This window comes from Sphaerobacter sp., assembly GCF_019683595.1.
Classification (GTDB): Bacteria; Chloroflexota; Chloroflexia; order Thermomicrobiales; family Thermomicrobiaceae; genus Sphaerobacter.
Genome location: NZ_JADGHZ010000063.1, coordinates 1 through 18,144 on the forward strand (window position 1 = coordinate 1; position 18,144 = coordinate 18,144).

Below are 18,144 nucleotides of genomic sequence, written 5' to 3' on the forward strand. Positions count from 1 at the left end.
TACGCGGCCGACGTGTATTTGTTTAACCACGTACCCGGCGCCGGCGCGCCCGGGGCTTGAGCCCCGGGGCACGGGCCGACCGCGTACACCCAAATAAATCGTCAAACTCCATGTGCCCCGGGCACGGGCCACGACGCGGGATCCTCACACCACCCATCCCCGGGCACGGACCGGCAATGATGCTCCTCACACTACGCATCCGGCGTCCTGACGACAATGCGACACCAACCCTGGCGCGGCATCAGCCGCGCCATACTACAGCGGCGGCTCAGGCCGCCGCACTCCAAATTGATACCCAGCCTGTCTCACCCCTCGCTCGCTTCGGCTGATGTGGCGTGCTCGGGAGCGGGGGGCATGGCCGGTGCTCGCAGCACGTCGCGGTAGCGTTCGCGCAGGGCGGACTTGAGGAACTTGCCGGTCGAAGTGCGCGGGATCTCGTCGACGAACAGGACGGCGTCCGGCAGCCACCACTTGGCGAAGTGTGGCGCGAGGTGCGCCAGCAACTCCGTCTCGGTGGCGGTATGTCCTTCCTTCAGCACCACCACCGCTACTGGCCGCTCCAGCCACTTCGGGTGGGCCGCGGCGATCACCGCCGCCTCGGCCACGGCCGGGTGGGCCATCAGCGCGTTCTCCAACGCGATGGAGCTGATCCACTCGCCGCCCGACTTGATCACGTCTTTGGTCCGGTCGGTGATCTCGATGTAGCCCAGCGGGTCGATGGTCACGATGTCGCCGGTGCGGAACCAGCCGTCGTCGGTGAACTGGGTGTCGCCCTCCGGGTCGTTGTAGTAGGCACGGGCGACCGACGGGCCACGTACTTCCAGTTCGCCCATCGTCTGCCCGTCCCAGGGCACCAGTCCCTCGGGGCCGCGAGCGCGGATCTCTACCAGCGGGAGCGGCCGGCCCTGCTTGGCACGGTAGCGGTACTGCTCGTCGGCCGGCGCGTCGCGGCGGCTGCTCGGCACGTAGGTGATGGTCCCGAGTGGGCTCATCTCGGTCATGCCCCAGGCGTGCACCACGTCGATCCCGTGCCGCTCCTGGTAGGCGCGGATCATCCCCTCCGGCGCGGCCTGCCCGCCGACGATCATGCGGGCCAGGCTGGAGACGTCGTGTGCGCCTGGGTTCTGGTCGAGGTGCTGCAGCACCCCGAGCCAGACGGTGGGCACCCCGGCGGTGATGGTCACCCGCTCGCGCTCGATCAGGTCGATCAGGCTGGGCGGGTCGAGGAAGGGGCCGGGCAGCACCTGCTTGGCCCCGACCAGCGTGCCGGTGAAAGGCAGGCCCCAGGCGTTGACGTGGAACATCGGCACGACCGGCATGACGGCGTCCGCCTCGCGCAGCCCGACCGCGTCGGCGGTGGCGCTCACCAGCGAGTGGAGCACAATCGCGCGGTGGGAGTAGAGCACCCCCTTGGCCCGGCCGGTCGTGCCCGAGGAGTAGCACATCGCCGCGGCCTGCTGCTCGTCGATCTCCGGTGGGACGAACCCCTCCGGGTCGGCTGACGCCAGCAGATCCTCGTAGGCGATCGCGCCCTCCGGCAGTGGGCCGTCGCCGATAACGATCAGGTGCTCGACGTCCACCTTCGGCCGGATCGTCTCGAAGAGCGGGAGCAGGACGGCGTCGACCAGGATGGCGCGGTCCTCGGCGTGGGTGATGATGGCGGCCACGTCGTCGGGGTGTAGCCGGAGGTTGAGGGTGTGGAGCACGCCGCCGAAGAGCGGGATGCCGAAGTAGGCCTCCAGGTGCTGGTGATGGTTCCAGCAGAAGGTGCCGACCCGGTCGCCGGGGCGGAGGCCGAGTGCGGTCAGCGCCGCGGCCAACTGCCGCGCACGCCGGGCCATGTCGGCGTAGGTGTAGCGGTGGAGGGTCCGGTCCGGCTGCCGGCTGACGATCTCCCGGTCGCCGAAGAGCGTCTCGGCGCGGCGTAGGATGGTCGGCAGGGTCAGCGGGAAGTCCATCATCAGGCCGTCCATGTGAACCTCCTTCGTCGTCGGCCGGGATGTGCTGGTGGTGAGGGTCAGGGAGTAGTGTGTGTGCATTCCCAGCCCGCGGATGTTGCCCGATGATGCTTTCATTCTGTACCGAATCCCCGGTAGGGGCAATCGAAAGGTGCTGACGTTGCGCGTCGCGTGTAGGCTGAGGAGCGCCTGACGTGGACCCGAGCTGGCCGTTGTGTGCAATCCGTTGCGAGCACCATGGCATGGTTGGTTACAGCGCGTCTGGCCCCGGCTGTAGCGATGATGTCGGATGGCGGCCATACGGAGCCATGTGAGACCAGGATCGGTACCGTCGATCACGCATGAGGGGCGGAAACGGAGCCGGATCTGCGTTGACGGTGGTTTGAGCCTGTGTTACGATGCAGATACTCGCAAATCTCTGGATAGCTCAGCGTCTGTGTCCATTGTGCACAGGTACGCGGGCATTGGCTTCTCGGAACTTGGCGTAGTTCAGAGGAGGTCCCCGTGGCGAAGGAGATCCTCTGTGCGTACGGCGTTGACGTCGATGCCGTTGCCGGCTGGCTTGGCTCCTATGGCGGTGAGGACTCGCCCTGCGATATCACGCGCGGTCTGTTCGCGGGTGAGATCGGCAGCCCGCGGTTGCTGAAGCTGTTCCACAAGTACGGCATCCGGACCACCTGGTTCATACCGGGTCACTCGATCGAGACGTTCCCTAAGCAGATGAAGATGGTGGCGGATGCGGGGCACGAGATCGGTCTCCATGGCTACTCGCATGAGAACCCCATTGCGATGACGCCGGAGCAGGAAGAGGCGATCCTGGTCCGCTGTATCGAGTTAATCGAGCAGTTCTCCGGGCGGCGACCGGTCGGCTACGTGGCTCCCTGGTGGGAGTTGAGCCCCGCGACGGTCGGCCTCCTCTTGAAGCACGGCATCAAGTACGACCACAGCCGCATGGATAACGATTTCCACCCGTTCTACGCCCGGGTTGGGGATTCCTGGACGAAGATCGACTACTCCAAGCCGGCCGAGGCGTGGATGAAGCCGCTGGTGCGTGGCGAGGAGACCGATCTGATCGAGATCCCGGCCAACTGGTACCTCGACGATCTCCCGCCCATGATGTTCGTCAAGAAGTCTCCCAACAGCTACGGGTTTGAGAACCCGCGTCACATCGAGCAGATGTGGCGGGATCAGTTCGACTGGGTGTACCGGGAGTACGACTACGCCGTCTTCGCCATGACCATCCACCCGGACGTCTCCGGCCGGCCCCAGGTGCTGCTGATGCACGAGCGGCTGATCTCCTACATCAACCAGCACCCGGGTGTCCGCTGGGTGACCTTCGAGGAGATCGCCGACGACTTCGCCCAGCGCTACCCGCGCACCGGCAGCGCCCGGCCGGAGAGCGTCATCGAGGAGTGGGTCGCCGACTAGCGTGTCGTCCGCACCGGGGCGCCGCCTGACATGGGACGAGATTCGGGCATCCGCCCACTCCACAGGGCGTCGGGCGGCGTCCTTGCCGCAGACGACGAGGTTCGTGCTGCCTCATTAGCAATCAGGAGCGTGGCCGCCGGGTCAGCGCACCCGGCGGCGCCCTCCGGGTGAACGGAGTTGCCCGCCGTGTGTGTCCTGTGTGGAGTGCTCTGGACCGAAGATCACTGGTCCGAAGCCGGCGCCGAAGAGATTCCGGACGAGCCTGACGGGACCGTCGTCATGGAGATCCACATGGCGCGGCGCGGGCAGCGGCTGCGGGACCGCGCCCGGCGGGCGCGCATGGCCAGCACGGCGCTGCGTGCCTGGGGCATCACCCTTCAGGACTGGGAGGGGAGCTGCTACATCGTGCGCGACCGGAAGGGGAACTCAGCCGTCGTGCCGGACCTGGCCCAGGTTTGGGAGGCCGCTGAGGACATGCTCGGGGCTCCACTCGACCCCCTCGATCCGAACCTGCTGGCCGCCCTGCGGCGTGGCGCGTAAGCGTGGAGAGGGCTGTCGCCTGTGAGTGCCGAGAACCGGCTCCCGGTCCTCATCGTCTCAGGCTTCCTCGGGAGTGGCAAGACGACCCTGCTCCGCCGATTCCTGCAGCACCCGCTCGCGGGGGAGGTGGCGATCATCGTCAACGAGTTCGGGGAGGTCGGCATCGACCATCACCTGATCCGAAAGACCGATGAGCGCACCGTCCTGCTTGACCACGGCTGTGTCTGCTGCAGCATGCGCAGCGATCTCGCGCACGCCTTGCGGGAGCTCCTGAGCAAGCGGGACCGGGGCGTCATCCCGCGCTTCGACCGCGTCGTGATCGAGACGACCGGCCTGGCCGACCCGGTGCCGATCGTGCACACGATCGTGTCCGATCCGGTGGTGCGCAACCACTTCCGCGTTGAGCGTCTGGTGGTCACGCTCGACGCGGTCAGCGGGCAGGCGAACCTGGACACCTACGGGGAGGCGGTGCGCCAGGTCGCCGCGGCCGACGCGGTGATCCTGACGAAGTTGGATCTCGTCGAGGAAGAGGCCGTCGATGCCCTGCGGGCCACGCTCGCGGCGATCAACCCAACCGCAATGGTGCTCGACAGCGCGTTCGGGCGCACCGACTTTCACCGGTTGCTGGCGGCCGACTCGGCCGGGCTTGGGGCGCTGGAGCTGGCCAGCGCCAACGGCACGGGACCGGAACCGGCACCGGCGGTCGCTCACGGGATGGGCGCCGTTGCGTCCCGCTGTATCGTGATCGACCGCCCGCTCGACTGGCATATGTTCGGTGTCTGGCTCACCATGCTGCTCCATCGCCACGGCAGCCGCATCCTGCGGATGAAGGGCTTCCTGAACGTGGGCGGCGAGGGTGGGCCGCTGGTGCTTGAAGGTGTGCAGCATGTTATCCACGCGCCGCGCCACCTGCGGGAGTGGCCCGACGACGACCGGCGCAGCCGCATCGTCGTCATCACGCGCGACCTCGATATCGATCTGATTGAGGAATCGTTGCATGCCTTCCAGGACGCGGCGCAGTCCGCGTAACCCGCGGAAAGGAACGACGATGTAGCGACACGCACGCGGTGAGATCACGGCCTGTTGTCATCGGATTCGACGATACCAGGGCTGAGGGAGAAGACCATGAAGCAACGAGGGTTCTCGCGTCGTTCCTTCTTGACGTTGTCCGCTGGAGCGCTCGGAGCCTCACTCCTCGCCGCGTGCGGTTCGTCTGAGGCGAGCCAGGCTACCGAAACCGGATCAGGTGGGGGTGCTGCACAAGCGACCACAGCCTCGGGCTCTCCGGCCCCGGCGGTGATCACCGGCGTCACCCTTCGCGTGGTGGGCACCGGGGTGACGCTGCTGGAGCCCATCCGCGAGCAGGCCGAGAAGGATCTCGGGATCAAGCTCGAGTACGACGTGAACGACGGTCCCGCCGCGCAGCAGAAGGCGGCGACCCAGCCGCAGTCGTGGGATCTCTACGACCAGTGGTTCAACTCGGTCAAGATCGTCTGGGCGTCCGGCAATGCCGCTCCCATCGATATCAACCGCATCCAGGAGTGGGACAAGATCTCCCCGATGCCCAAGGAAGGGAAGCTGACGCCGGAAGCCAATGAGGGGGATGGCGACGCGCCGTTCCGCATCCTCTACGTTCAGCCCGACAACACGCTCGGCTCCAACCCGACCGAGCAGATCTCGATGCTCCCATTGACATTCAATGTCGACTCGTTCGGCTACCGCAGCGATCTGGTCGACGAAGAGGACGTCGATTCCTGGGCGATCCTCTTCAATCCGAAGTACAAGGGGAAGATCGGGCTCTACAGTGACCCGTCGACCGGGTTGATGGACCTGGCGCTCGGTGCCCAGGCAGCGGGCCTGGCGACCTTCCAGAACATCGGCAACATGACCCGCGAGGAGATCGACACGATCATGGAGATCCTGATCGAGCAGAAGCGGGCGGGTCAGTTCCGTGCCTTCTGGAACTCGTTCGACGAGTCGGTCAACCTCATGGCCAGCGGTGAGGTGGTCGTCGAGAGCATGTGGTCGCCGGCCGTGACCGCGCTCCAGGTGCGCGACGTGCCGGTCGTCTACGCCAGCCCGAAGGAGGGCTATCGCGGCTGGTACGGCGGGATGATGCTCAACAAAAACGCCTCGGGCAAGGTCCTCGACGCTTGCTATGAGTACCTCAACTGGTGGCTCAACGGCTGGGCGGGTGCGGTGGTCGCCCGGCAGGGCTACTACTTCTGCATCCCGGAGAATGTGAAGGCCCACCTCTCCCAGGCCGACTGGGACTACTGGTACGACGGCAAGCCGGCCGCCGAGGATCTCCTGGATCCCTTTGGCTCTGTCGTCGCCAAGGCGGGCTCGGTTCGCGACGGCGGCGATCTCGTGACGCGGGTATCCAACATTGCCGTGTGGAACTCGGTCATGGACGAGCACCAGTACCTCGTGACCAAGTGGAACGAGTTCCTGGCTTCGTAGGACCTGCGCTGGCCGGTGTGCTCGGGGAACCTGGCGCACCGGCTGCGGGTCTCAGCATAGGTGCGCGACTCGTGCGGGTGTGAGGAGCACAGAACAGTGGCAGTCCTGGCGCAGAATGAGCGTCCTGCGGAGGACGGCGTGGCGTCCGGTGGCCAGCGGGGGACGGTGGTGCTCCGCGGCGTCGCGAAGCGTTTCGGTACGACCACAGCCGTCGATCACATCGATCTGACAATTCCCGGTGGCAGCTACGTCGTCCTGCTCGGCCCATCCGGCTGCGGCAAGACGACCCTCCTGCGGATGATCGGTGGCCACGAGATGGCCGACGCAGGCGATATCCTGCTCGACGGGGTGCGGCTCAACGACGTCCCTGCTGCCCAGCGCGACATCTCGACCGTCTTCCAGCACTACGCTCTCTTTCCGCATAAGACGGTGGCGGAAAACGTCGAGTTCGGCTTGAAGATGCGAGGCCTTCCCCCGGCGGAGCGAGAGCAGCGGGTTTCCGAGGCCCTGGAATTCATGGACCTCGCCAACCTGCGTGATCGGCTCCCGAAGCAGCTCTCCGGCGGGCAGCAGCAGCGCGTCGCACTGGCGCGTGCCCTGGTTACCCAGCCGACGGTGCTCCTGCTCGACGAGCCGCTGGGCGACCTGGACCGGCTCCTCCAACTCCGGATGCGGGTCGAGCTCCGCACGCTCCAGCGGCGCCTACGGATCTCCTTCATTCACGTCACGCACAACCAGGAAGAAGCGTTGGCGATCGCCGACCAGATCGTGGTCATGGAGGACGGGCAGATCAAGCAGGTCGGCTCGCCGCAAGAGGTCTACCGTCGCCCCACCAACCTGTTCACCGCCAGCTTCATGGGGGACAACAACATCCTGGCCGGGCGTGTCCTCAGCGTCAATGGCGACGCGGTCGAGGTTGCCTGTGATGGCCTGCGACTCCGAGCCAACGGCGTACCGCATGCCTTGACGGTTGATCAGCCCGTTCACGCATCGATCCGGGCGGCCACGGTGCGCGTGCGCCCGGAAGCGACCGCCGCCACGGACCTTCCACCCAATTGCGTGGCGGCGCGGGCGACCTTCATCGAGTACCTGGGCGACATCGTCAAGCTGCACTGCCAGACCGCGAGCGGCCTGCCGCTGATCGCCAAGCTCCCGGAGAGCGACACGAGTTGGCAGCACATCCGGGAGGACGAGACCGACCTGGTGTTGTATTGGGATGATGCTGATGTCCAGCTACTCACTGCCTGAGGCCGCGCCGGTGCCGGCGGTCGGCCGCCGGCGGCTGACGGCGAACCTGTCGTGGGCGCTGCTGTTGAGTCTGCCGCTGCTGTGGCTGCTCGTGTTCCTGTTTGTGCCGGTGCTGGTGGTGCTCGTCGTCAGCTTCTTCCAGCCGACCCTTTCCGGCTTCGAGCAGTCGTTCACCCTCGACAACTACCGGCTCTTGCTGACGTCCGGCCCGTTCTTCAGCACGCTCGCCAACACGGTCCTGAGCGCGCTCATCACGACCGTTGTCACCTTCCTCGCCGGGTTCTGGGTCGCCTACTACCTGGCACTCGTCGTGCCCAACCTGCGATCCCGCTTCGCGCTCTTCATCATCGCGCTGGCCCCCTTCTTCACCAGCTTCCTCATCCGTGCGATCGCCTGGATCCCCATGATGGGGCGCGAGGGAGTGCTCAACTCGGCGCTGCTCTCGCTCGGCATCATCTCCGCGCCGCTCGACTTCTTGCTCTTCTCCAACTTCGCCGTCCGGGTGGCCATGGCCCAGTTGTACATGCTCTTCATGATCTCGCCGATCTTCTTCTCGCTCTCGACCATTGATCCGGCGGTGCTGGAAGCGGCACGCGATATGGGCGCCCGCTGGTGGAACATCCTGTGGGAGATCCTCCTGCCGCTGGCCCGGCCCGGCATCGTGATCGGCGCCGTCTTCGTCTTCGTCCTCAGCATGGGCGACTTCGCAACCGTACGGCTGATCGGCGGTGGCGCTTCGACCTCGGTCGGGCTGTCGATCCAGAACTTCGTGACATTCATGCAGTTTCCCCAGGCGGCTGCGGCCGCCAGCATCCTCGTGCTGGTGACGGTTCTGGGCGTCGTGCTGCTTCTGCGCTGGGGGTCAATCGGGGAGGATCTGTGATGAGCGCCCGCGGCCGCTGGTTCGACCGGTTGCTCGGTCTCTACTTCGTCGTCATCCTCCTGTTCCTCTACGGGCCGATCCTGGTGATGGCGGTCCTCTCCTTCCAGGGGCCGCAGGGGGGCATGACCTTCCCCATGCGGGGATTTGGGTTCCACTGGTGGACCCGCCTGTTCCAGGTGCGCGCCTCCGAGCTGCAGGAGGCTATCCTGCGCTCCTTACTGGTGGCGGTTGAGACCGGCGTGATCGCCGCCGCTTTCAGCGTGGTTATCGCTTTCGCCTACCGGCGGCGCCTCCCGGGCTCGTCGTTGCTTCTCCCGATCGTGCTGCTCGCCCTCATGACGCCGGGCATCCTGCTCGGCCTCGGCATGAGCCTGTGGTGGCGTATTCTCAACTTCCAGCCGGGCCACCTGGCGCTGCTCGGCGTCCATGTGGTGTGGGCGCTGCCGTTCGCCTTCCTGGTGATGATCGCCGTGCTGAACCGCTTCGACCCGCGCGTGGAGGAGTCGGCCCGCGACCTCGGCGCCAGCGAGTCCCGCACCTTCTTCGAGATCGTGCTGCCGATCATCTGGCCGGGTATCCTGAGCGCCGCGCTCTTCGGCTTCACCCTGTCCCTCAACGAGTTTGAGCGCAGCGTGTTGGTGACATCCGACAACACCCTGCCGCTGCAGCTCTGGGCTATGCTGACGGTCCAGATCATCGAGCCGGACCTCTACGCGCTCGGGACACTGACGATCCTGATCACCTTCGTGATCGTGGCCGCGCTCTTCATTCCGACGGTGATCGGCCAGTTCCGCCGGTTGGGCGGGCGCGCGGAGGCTGGCGAGGAGTGATCCGATGCAGTAGGTCCGCGCGGCGACGTGCACAGGCAGTGACGATCGACAGGAGCGACTATGCCGGTTGTCCAGATTGTGACCACGGGAGGGACGATTGCCAGCCGCGTTGACCCGGAGAGTGGCGCGGCGGTGCCGGTGGTGAAGGCGGACGAGCTGGTGGCTCAGGTCCCGGTGTTGTCCGAGATCGCCGAGATCCGCGTGACCGAGTTCTCCCTGATCGGCAGTTGGAACATGACCCCCGCGCGGATGGCCGCGCTGGCGCGAACAGTCCGGGACCTGCTGGCCGAGCCGGAGACGGCGGGCGTCGTGGTCACGCACGGGACCGACACGATGGAGGAGTCGGCCTTCGCGCTCAGCCTCCTGCTCGGTTGGGCGGGACCGGTGGTCTTTACCGGCGCCATGCTGAATGCCAGCGAACCGGGGTTCGACGGGCCGCGCAACCTCGTGGCGGCGGTCCGGGTCGCGGCCGACCCGGCGGCGCGGGAGCTCGGCACCGTCGTGGTGTTGAACAATGAGATCCACGCGGCGCGCGACGTGACCAAGAGCCACACGACGGCGCTCGACACCTTCGTCTCACCGGGGCTCGGCCCGCTCGGGATCGTCGACGACCGCGGCGTCTGGCTGCGACGGCAGCCCACGCAGGCGCTGCCCCCGCTTCCGCTGGTCGATCCCGTCCCGGGTGTCTACCTGATCAAGATGGCCGCCGGGATGGAGGACCTGCTGCTGCGTGCCGCGTTGCAGGGGCAGGCACGCGGGGTGGTTGTGGAAGCCTCGGGGACCGGCAACGTCTACGAGCCGTGGGAGGATGCGATCGCCGATCTGCTGGCGGCCGGCATCCCGGTGGTGGTCGTGTCCCGCTGCCCCGGCGGCCGGGTGACATTCACCTACGGCGGCCGAGGCGGCGGTCGGGCGCTCACGGCGCTGGGTGTGATTTCAGGCGGCGACCTGTCCGGCCCGAAGGCCCGGCTCGCGCTGATGTTCGCGCTGGGCGCCGGCTGGGATCGGGAGCGCGTGCGCGCCTATTTCGCTCAACTGACCGGCGACTAGCTCCCTACGGCATCTTGCGCACGGCCGGTAGGAGGCGGCTGGCGGCGACGGCGAAGGCGAGGACCACGCCGGCTCCGATCGCGACGGCCAGCGGCACCGTGATACGTGCCCCGACGCTCCCGGTCACCATCTGCCCCAGCGGCATCAGTCCCATGGGAATCAGCGTGTAGGCCGACATCACGCGGCCGCGCATGTCGCCGGGCACGGTGAGTTGCAGCAGCGTGTTGGTCAGGCCCATGTTGAGCGTCTGTGTCGCGCCGATCACCATCAGGAGCGGGATCGACACGGCCAGCCACCGTGACCCGGTGAACAGGAGCAGGCTGGCACCGAACAGCGCGGTGACCACGAGCAGCAGCGCTCCCTTGCGCCGGCTCCCCCCGAGCGGGGCGACAGCGACGGCGCCGATCAGCGCGCCGATCCCGTTGACGGCCATCAGGGCGCCGTAGCCGCCCGCACCGACCCGCAGGACATTCTGGGCAAAGACCGGCATGAACTGGAGATACGGCCGGCCGAAGAAGGTGGGCACGCTGATCGCCAGCATCAACCCCCAGATGCGGCGGTCGCTGCGGATATAGCGCAGCCCGGCCACGAGGTTCTGCAGGATCGACTCGCGCATATCGCCTTTCGGCGGCTGCGCCGGCATGCGGTACACGACCGCGAGCACCGCCAGGTAGCTCACGCCGTTGAGCAGGAAGGCCCCTGCCGTGCCGATGGCGGCAACCAGCAGGCCGGCAAGCGCCGGGCCGACCACCGCCGCCCCGTTCCAGGCAGCCGAGTTGAGCCCCACTGCGCTGGGGATGTTCTCTTTCCCGACCAGGTCCGGCACCAGTGCCTGGCGCGTCGGGTTGTCAATCGCCATGACCACGGCGCTGAGGAAGGCGATGAGGAGGATGTGCCAGATGGCCACGATCCCGAAGGCGTCGAGGAGGCCGAGGGCCAGCGCCAGCATCCCCGCGGACGCCTGCGTGACCAGGAGCACCTTGCGGCGATCTAGCCGGTCCGCCAACACCCCGCCGAACAGGGTGATCGACAGTGCGGGGACGGCGCGCATCAAGCCGACCAACCCGAGGTAGAAGGCGGAGTCGGTCAGCTCCAGGATGAGCCAACCCTGGGCCACGTACTGCATCCAACTGCCGACGTTGGAGACGATACTCGCGAGCCAGAAGTTGCGATATTCGGGGACGGCCAGCGCGCCGGCTCCCCGCAGCGGGGTGGTGCGGCCGAGCGTCAGCCGGGTGGCAAGTCCGGTGATCGCGCTCAGGCGGCGCTGCTTCCGTGCCCGCTCCCGACTCGCTTCCGATCGTTCTCGTTGGTCCCGGGTTTCGGTGCCTGTGTCGGTGTCCGTGTCCATCCCCTCCCCTCCGGGTGTTCGATGCAAGGTCGCTCACTCGCGTGAGAACCGCGACTCGATGGCGGCCAGGAGGTCGCGCAGCCGCGGATCGGTGACTGCCTCCTGCGTGCCGATGCGGAACGAGTCGATGATCAGATCGGGCTGTGCGGCACGGTACTCGAGTGCCTGGAGCCAGGTCTCCAGCTTGTCGGCCTGGCGCACCAACCGAGCCTCGGGCGTCGCACCTTCCTCGTACTCCTCCCAGGCGCCCACCACGAGATCCGCCAGCCGCGCCGGCAGCCGCGCCGTCATCTGGCGGATGGCCGCTTCCTCCGCGGCGCGCTTGGCCCGGTCTGCTTCCTCCGAGTAGACCGGCGGCTGGCGGAAGATCTCCTCCGGCGCGGCGTCGGGCGCGGCGAGGGCGTGGTCGAACGGGGTCGCATCCCCGGCGATGGCCTCCGGCAAGTCGTGGACCAGCGCCAGCGTCAGCGCCCGGGATAGGTCGATCGCGGGATCGTCCGCGGCGAGAAGGAGGACCAAAAGGGCCACCCGGTAGCTGTGATCGGCGACCGACTCCGGTTCCCCGACGCCGCGGTCGACCCAGCCCTGGCGGACCAGCCGTTTGAGCGCCCCGGCCTGCGCCAGGACGTCCAGGATCCCGTCCCATCGGTCGGCCATCGTGCGCGTCCGCCCCTCCCAGCGTCGCCCGGTCCCACGCTCGGCCTGCGCGCCGCCTGCCGCCGCGCTAGTCCCGGGCGCGGGTGGTGTTGCGCAACGTCCCGATGCCCTCGATCTCGACCTCGATCGTGTCGCCCGGCTGCATCGGCCCGACCCCCTCGGGGGTGCCGGTCATAATGACGTCGCCCGGCTCAAGCGTCATGACGTTGGAGATGAAGCTGACCAGGAAGACGGGCGAGAAGATCATGTTGCTGGTGCGGCTGTTCTGGCGCACCTCGCCGTTCAGCCTCGACTGGATGGCGAGGTCGTTGGGGTCGAGGTCGGTGGCGATGACCGGGCCGAGCGGGCAGAAGGTGTCAAAGCCCTTGGCGCGCACCCACTGGCCGTCCTTGCGCTGGTAATCCCGGTGGCTGACGTCATTGCCGCACGTGTAGCCCAGCACATAGTCGAGCGCCTGCGCCTCCGGCACGCGGCTGGCGCGGCGGCCGATGACGATGCACAGCTCCGCTTCGTGGTCAATTCGGTTGCCCGGCGGCAGGAGAATCACCCCGCCATGCGGCAGGAGCGCGCTGGTCGGCTTCATGAAGAGGACCGGCTCATCCGGCACCTGCCGGGTCGGGTCGTTCTCCGTCACGTGGAGGGCGTAGTTGAGTCCCACGGCAACGATCTTCCCCGGCTGAACCGGGGTCAGCAGCTCCACTTCATCCAGCGGCCCGACCGCGTCCCCTCGCCGCAGCGCGCCGGGATCGAAGAGGTCCCCCTCCGCGCGGTACACCACGCCATCCTCGACGATGCCGAGCCGGGGCTGACCACCCTCGACGAAGCGTGCGATCTTCATCTAACCCTCCTCCAGCCGCGAAACACCCCTCGCGCCCGGGGGTACCGGGCGTACCTGTTATCGTAACAGACCACTCCCGCCGTGCGACGGGGTCTGGTCTCACGTTGCATAGGTCCTGTAGGCGTGGGATTGGTGGCGCGAGGATGCCCGCGCGGTGCTATGTGCCCGGGAGTAATGGAGTTTGACGAATTACAGGCGTGTACGTGATCGCCCTGTGCCCGGGGGTGGGTGGCGGGAAGGATCCAACGCCATGGCCCGTGCCCGGGGGTAATGGGGTTAATCCGTCATACCAGCCGCGCCGTCTCCCACCCGCCTCCGCCCGCTCGGGCGGCTGCTGACCGTAGCCGTGATGGGTGGCGGGTAGGTCGCCGCGCCGTGGTGCGTGCCCGGGGCTCAAGCCCCGGGCACGTGCCACCGGCGTAGCCCTAACGTGGTCGTCAAACGCAAACAACCCCGGGCACCTGCCACCGCCGTAACCATGTTGAATGAGACCGCGCAACCCCGCGCCGCTCCATCACGGAACACGGAACACGGAACACGCAACACGTCACACGCATCACGCATCACGCTACAGGAACAGCTTCTCCAACTGCTCGTCTTTGCCGGCGACGGTGAGTTCGTCCCCGGTAGTCAGCCGCTCGCTGCCGTGGGGGTTGACGATGACCTTGTCGCCGCGGCGGAGGAAGAGGGGGGTGACGCCGTAGCGGCTGCGAAGTTGCAGTTCGTCGAGGGTCTTGCCGGCGAAGGAGGCCACGGAGAGTTTCGCCAGGCCGTAGCCCGGGCCGACATCGAAGTAGTCGATGACCGAGAGTGGCATGGTCAGGCTGTGAGCCAGACGGGTGCCAGTCTCCGTCTCGGGGAAGATGACCCGGTCGGCGCCGACCATCTTCAGGATCTCGCCGTGGAGTTGGTTCTGGGCTTTGGCGACGACCCGCTTGATCCCCAGCCGGTTCAGGAGGGTGGTGGCCAGGATGCTGGAGCGCTCGTCGGTGCCTATGGCGACCACGGCGACATCGAAGTCCTGCGCGCCGAGCTTCTGGAGGACATCCTGGTCGACCGCGTCGGCGATGATCGCGTGGGTGACGTCATCGGCGATGTCTTCGATCGCCCGCGGGTCGCGATCGATCGCGAGCACCTCGTGTCCGAGCCGCTCCAGTTCCCGTGCCACCGCGCTGCCGAATCGCCCAACCCCTACCACCAAGACTTGTCGTCCCACGGCACCCCCCTCAGCCGATCTTTACGTTCTCCCGCGCATAGCCGATGCCGCGCCGGGTTGGCCGCGCCGCCAGTGCCAGTGCCAGTGTCAGCGGCCCGAGGCGACCGGTGAACATGATCGCGATCAGGAACAGGCGCGAGCCGGGGCCGAGCTGGGGAGTGATGCCGGTTGAGAGGCCCACCGTGCCGAAGGCGGACACCGTCTCGAAGGCGACATCGATGGGGTCGAAGGGCTCGAACACCGTCAACCCCAGCGCGACCAGGAAGATCAACGCGATAGACAGGAGGACGACCGCGAGCGCCTGGTAGATCTGCCGGGGCGGGATCTCGCGTCCGAAGGCGACGACCGACTCCCGGCCGGTAATGGCGGCGAGGATGGCGAAGAGGAGCAGGCTGAAGGTCTGGACCTTGATGCCGCCGGCGGTTGATCCCGAGGCTCCGCCAATGAACATCAGCGCGATGGTGAACACCAGGCTCTGCTCGCGCAGCTCCTCGATCGGGATGGCGCTCAGGCCGGCCGAGCGCGGGACGACGCTCAGGTAATAGCTATTGAGCAGTCGATCCGCCCAGGGGAGACGCCCCAGCGTCGCCGGGTTGTTCCACTCCATGAGCAGGAAGCCGATCGTTCCCGCTGCCAGCAGCGCGGCCGTGGTGCTGAGGACGAGCTTGGTGTCGACGGTCAGGCGCCGCCAGCAGCGGCAGCGGAACACGTCGGCCAGCGGCGTGTAGCCGATCCCGCCGAGGATGATCAGCGTGGCCATGGTCAGCAGGATCCACGGGTCCCGCTGGTAGACGGTCATGCTCTGGAAGTCGCCGATGACATCAAACCCGGCCTGGTTGAAGGCCGAGATCCCGTGGAACAGCCCCCACCACAGGGCGCGGCCGGGCGACATCTCCTGGATGAAGCGCAGGAACAGCAGCAGGACCCCGACGGACTCGATGATCAACGTCATCAGAGCGATGCGGCGCAGCAGCCGCATCGCCCCACCCGGCTCGGGCGTGCCCATCGTCAGACCCAGCGCCATGCGATCCCGCAGCGTGGCGCGCCGGCCCACCAGCAACAGGAGCAGGGTGGACGTTGCCATAAAGCCGAGTCCGCCGATCTGGATCAGCGCGAGCACGACCGCCTGACCGAAGGCGTTCCAGTGGGTGCCAGTGTCGACCACGACCAGACCGGTCACGGAGACCGCCGAGGCCGAAGTGAAGAGGGCGTCGATGAACGGGGTGGAGTGGCCATCCGTGGTGGCGATCGGGAGGGACAAGAGGATGGCGCCGACGAGGATCACCCCGGCGAAGCCGAGCACCGGCACGAGCGCGGGTGGACGGGGCCGGCGCCGTTTCTTGGGCGTGGGAAGGGTGACGGACTCCGGCCGGAGCACCGCGCGGCGTACGAACCGATCTCCGGGTTTTCGCGTGTAGCGAGGTGGAGTCGATGGGCGGGTTTGTCCGGGGTCGCTCACGCCTGAGTATGCCTCACGCTGCTCACCCATCCCGACGGTCTAGACGCGCCGTCACGCTGCGCCGTTGGAGATTAGGTCGCGCGTTGCCCATTGTCAACTGGTACGGTCCGCCCGCCGAGTTGACATCGCCTGCGCCCCTCCGTAGAGTGCGGGCAAGCATCGGTTTCCGCAGGGTTTGGCTAATAGTGGGGCGACAGTTCAATGCCTCGCCGAGAATTGGTGACCCTGCGCCACGCCCGCGCCATCGACCCTGGTCACCTCGATGCCCCTCGTAGCCGGTGGGTCGGGGGGCGCGATGTCGAGACCACGTGACCAACGGGAGGAGGTCTGCGTCATGGCAGTGTCAGTCCGCTCTCAGGTCAGCCATCCGCTCGATCCCCTTGGTCCGGAAGAGATCGCGGCCGCCAGCAAGATCGTGCGCGAGCAGCGTGGGCTCGCCGAGAGCGCGCGGTTCGTCTCGATCACGCTCCACGAACCGCCCAAGGACGTCGTTCAGTCCTTCAAGCCGGGCGATCCGATCGACCGCGAGGCGTTCATCGTGGTGCTCGATAAGGTCGAGCGCGCCACCTATGAGGCGGTCGTGTCGATCACGGCCGGCGAGGTCCGCTCCTGGAAGCATGTCCCTGATGTTCAGCCGCCGATCATCTTCGATGAGTTCCTCGCCTGCGAGTCGGTCGTCAAGCAGCACCCGGACTTCCAGGAAGCGATGCGCAAGCGCGGCATCACCGACCTCGACCTGGTCATGGTCGAGCCCTGGTCGGCCGGCTATTACGGCGACGAGTCGGAGCGCGGTCAGCGGCTGCTGCGCGCGCTGATCTGGGTGCGGCCGGACCCGGAGGGCAACGGCTACGCTCACCCGGTCGACAATGTCGTGGTCGTGTTCGACCTCAACGCCAACGAGGTCGTGCGGGTTGAGGACTACGGCGTCATCCCCGTGCCGAAGACGCCCGGCGAGTACCGTCCGGAGGCCGTCGGCCCGCTGCGGACCGACCTCAAGCCGCTTGAGATCCACCAGGCGCAGGGGCCGAGCTTCGTGATCGACGGCCATGAGGTGCGCTGGCAACGCTGGCGCTTCCGCGTCGGCTTCACCGCGCGCGAGGGCCTGGTGCTGCACACCATCGGCTACGAGGACAAGGGCCGCGTCCGGCCGATCCTCTATCGCGCCTCGCTGTCCGAGATGGTGGTGCCCTACGGCGACCCGTCCCCGACCCAGCGGCGCAAGAACGCCTTCGATGCCGGGGAGTACAACATCGGCGCGCTGGCCAACTCGCTGGAGCTCGGCTGCGACTGTCTGGGCGAGATCCGCTACTTCGACGCCGCTCTCTCCGACACCGACGGCAACCCGGTCGTGATCAAGAACGCGATCTGCCTCCACGAGGAGGACTACGGCATCCTCTGGAAGCACTACGACTTCCGGCTGGACACGGCCGAGGTGCGCCGCTCCCGCCGGTTGGTCATCTCCTGGATCGCGACCGTCGGCAACTACGAGTACGGCTTTTTCTGGTACTTCTACCAGGACGGCACGATCCAGCACGAGGTGAAGCTGACCGGCCTGGTCTCGACCGCGGCGCTGCCGCCAGGCGAGAAGTCGCCCTACGGCCAGCTCCTCTCGCCCGACGGCCTCTACGGCCCGATCCACCAGCACTTCTTCAACTACCGCCTCGACTTCGACGTCGACGGGCCGGTGAACGCGGTTTACGAGGTCCACTCCGCGCCCGAGCCGCTCGGCCCGGACAACCCCTACGGCAACGCCTTCCGCTCCCACGCCGTCCTGCTGGAGCGCGAGGGGGACGGCCACCGGGTGATCGACCCGCTGGCGGCGCGCTACTGGAAGGTCGTGAACCACAACTCGCTCAACAAGGTGGGTGAGCCGGTCGCCTACCGGCTGATGCCTCACGGGAACGTGCTGCCGATGGCCCACCCGACGGCGAGCGTGATGCAGCGGGCCGGGTTCATGACCAAGCACGTCTGGGTCACGCCCTATCGGCCGGAGGAGAAGTACGCCGCGGGCGACTACCCAAACCAACACCCGGGCGGCGCGGGGCTGCCGGCCTGGACGGCGCAGAACCGCCCGATCGTCGACACCGACGTCGTAGTCTGGTACACGCTCGGCTCGCACCACGTGGTGCGGCTGGAGGACTGGCCGGTGATGCCGGTGCAGTACGTCGGCTTCCTGCTCCAGCCCTTCGGCTTCTTCGACGCCAACCCGGCGCTCGACGTCCC

At 67.3% G+C, this 18,144-nt stretch carries 15 protein-coding genes; 9 read left to right on the plus strand and 6 right to left on the minus strand.

Going from position 1 to position 18,144, the window contains the following annotated elements; translation table 11 throughout:
• Nucleotides 1-305 precede the first annotated feature (305 nt).
• Nucleotides 306-1,973 carry a long-chain fatty acid--CoA ligase gene (locus tag IRZ30_RS08625; protein ID WP_294084533.1) on the minus strand — a complete coding sequence of 556 codons (1,668 nt, stop codon included), beginning with the start codon at nucleotides 1,971-1,973 and terminating at the stop codon, nucleotides 306-308.
• Nucleotides 1,974-2,462: 489 nt separating this feature from the next.
• Between IRZ30_RS08625 and IRZ30_RS08630 the strand changes: the two genes are divergently transcribed.
• The 8 genes from IRZ30_RS08630 to IRZ30_RS08665 all read left to right on the plus strand — a co-directional run bounded on the left by IRZ30_RS08630 (nucleotide 2,463) and on the right by IRZ30_RS08665 (nucleotide 10,400).
• Nucleotides 2,463-3,386: a polysaccharide deacetylase gene (locus IRZ30_RS08630; protein WP_294084535.1), complete on the plus strand. Its 924-nt coding sequence runs from the start codon at nucleotides 2,463-2,465 to the stop codon at nucleotides 3,384-3,386.
• Nucleotides 3,387-3,572: 186 nt separating this feature from the next.
• Entirely contained in the window at nucleotides 3,573-3,926 is a 354-nt protein-coding gene (locus IRZ30_RS08635; RefSeq protein ID WP_294084536.1) for a hypothetical protein, read from the plus strand.
• A gap of 21 nt (nucleotides 3,927-3,947) precedes the next feature.
• A complete protein-coding gene (locus tag IRZ30_RS08640; RefSeq protein WP_294084537.1) occupies nucleotides 3,948-4,955 on the plus strand; it encodes a GTP-binding protein in 1,008 nt (335 codons plus the stop codon).
• 306 nt (nucleotides 4,956-5,261) lie between these two features.
• The gene (locus tag IRZ30_RS08645) at nucleotides 5,262-6,389 is read left to right on the plus strand and encodes an extracellular solute-binding protein (RefSeq protein WP_294084538.1); all 1,128 of its coding nucleotides are present in this window, start codon (nucleotides 5,262-5,264) and stop codon (nucleotides 6,387-6,389) included.
• Between the two features lie 96 nt (nucleotides 6,390-6,485).
• Complete coding sequence (locus IRZ30_RS08650; protein ID WP_294084539.1) at nucleotides 6,486-7,637, plus strand: ABC transporter ATP-binding protein; 1,152 nt, start codon at nucleotides 6,486-6,488, stop codon at nucleotides 7,635-7,637.
• Entirely contained in the window at nucleotides 7,615-8,520 is a 906-nt protein-coding gene (locus IRZ30_RS08655; protein WP_294084540.1) for an ABC transporter permease, read from the plus strand. The genes IRZ30_RS08650 and IRZ30_RS08655 overlap by 23 nt, the downstream gene beginning before the upstream one ends.
• A complete protein-coding gene (locus IRZ30_RS08660; protein WP_294084542.1) occupies nucleotides 8,520-9,350 on the plus strand; it encodes an ABC transporter permease in 831 nt (276 codons plus the stop codon). The genes IRZ30_RS08655 and IRZ30_RS08660 overlap by 1 nt, the downstream gene beginning before the upstream one ends.
• 60 nt (nucleotides 9,351-9,410) lie before the next feature.
• Nucleotides 9,411-10,400, plus strand: a complete 990-nt coding sequence (locus IRZ30_RS08665) for an asparaginase (protein ID WP_294084544.1) — start codon at nucleotides 9,411-9,413, stop codon at nucleotides 10,398-10,400.
• 4 nt (nucleotides 10,401-10,404) lie between these two features.
• Here IRZ30_RS08665 and IRZ30_RS08670 read toward each other — a convergent pair whose 3' ends face one another.
• From IRZ30_RS08670 to IRZ30_RS08690, 5 genes are all read right to left on the minus strand, one after another.
• Nucleotides 10,405-11,751: an MFS transporter gene (locus IRZ30_RS08670; RefSeq protein WP_294084545.1), complete on the minus strand. Its 1,347-nt coding sequence runs from the start codon at nucleotides 11,749-11,751 to the stop codon at nucleotides 10,405-10,407.
• 33 nt (nucleotides 11,752-11,784) lie between these two features.
• A complete protein-coding gene (locus IRZ30_RS08675; RefSeq protein ID WP_294084547.1) occupies nucleotides 11,785-12,408 on the minus strand; it encodes an HD domain-containing protein in 624 nt (207 codons plus the stop codon).
• Nucleotides 12,409-12,475: 67 nt separating this feature from the next.
• Nucleotides 12,476-13,246, minus strand: coding sequence for a fumarylacetoacetate hydrolase family protein (locus IRZ30_RS08680; protein ID WP_294084548.1), 771 nt, complete (start codon nucleotides 13,244-13,246; stop codon nucleotides 12,476-12,478).
• Nucleotides 13,247-13,814: 568 nt separating this feature from the next.
• Entirely contained in the window at nucleotides 13,815-14,462 is a 648-nt protein-coding gene (locus IRZ30_RS08685; RefSeq protein ID WP_294084549.1) for a TrkA family potassium uptake protein, read from the minus strand.
• 10 nt (nucleotides 14,463-14,472) lie between these two features.
• Entirely contained in the window at nucleotides 14,473-15,840 is a 1,368-nt protein-coding gene (locus IRZ30_RS08690) for a TrkH family potassium uptake protein (RefSeq protein ID WP_294084550.1), read from the minus strand.
• A 415-nt stretch (nucleotides 15,841-16,255) separates the two neighbouring features.
• Here IRZ30_RS08690 and IRZ30_RS08695 point away from each other — a divergent pair.
• On the plus strand, nucleotides 16,256-18,144 hold a 1,889-nt coding region (locus IRZ30_RS08695; protein WP_294084551.1), incomplete at its 3' end, for a primary-amine oxidase.

What these genes read in the sequence shown, in the direction of transcription:
- IRZ30_RS08625 (WP_294084533.1), bottom strand. Translation starts at nt 1,973, where the DNA reads ATGGACGGCCTGATGATGGACTTCCCGCTGACCCTGCCGACCATCCTA.
- IRZ30_RS08655 (WP_294084540.1), top strand. Translation starts at nt 7,615, where the DNA reads ATGTCCAGCTACTCACTGCCTGAGGCCGCGCCGGTGCCGGCGGTCGGC.
- IRZ30_RS08660 (WP_294084542.1), top strand. Translation starts at nt 8,520, where the DNA reads ATGAGCGCCCGCGGCCGCTGGTTCGACCGGTTGCTCGGTCTCTACTTC.
- IRZ30_RS08665 (WP_294084544.1), top strand. Translation starts at nt 9,411, where the DNA reads ATGCCGGTTGTCCAGATTGTGACCACGGGAGGGACGATTGCCAGCCGC.
- IRZ30_RS08670 (WP_294084545.1), bottom strand. Translation starts at nt 11,751, where the DNA reads ATGGACACGGACACCGACACAGGCACCGAAACCCGGGACCAACGAGAA.
- IRZ30_RS08675 (WP_294084547.1), bottom strand. Translation starts at nt 12,408, where the DNA reads ATGGCCGACCGATGGGACGGGATCCTGGACGTCCTGGCGCAGGCCGGG.
- IRZ30_RS08680 (WP_294084548.1), bottom strand. Translation starts at nt 13,246, where the DNA reads ATGAAGATCGCACGCTTCGTCGAGGGTGGTCAGCCCCGGCTCGGCATC.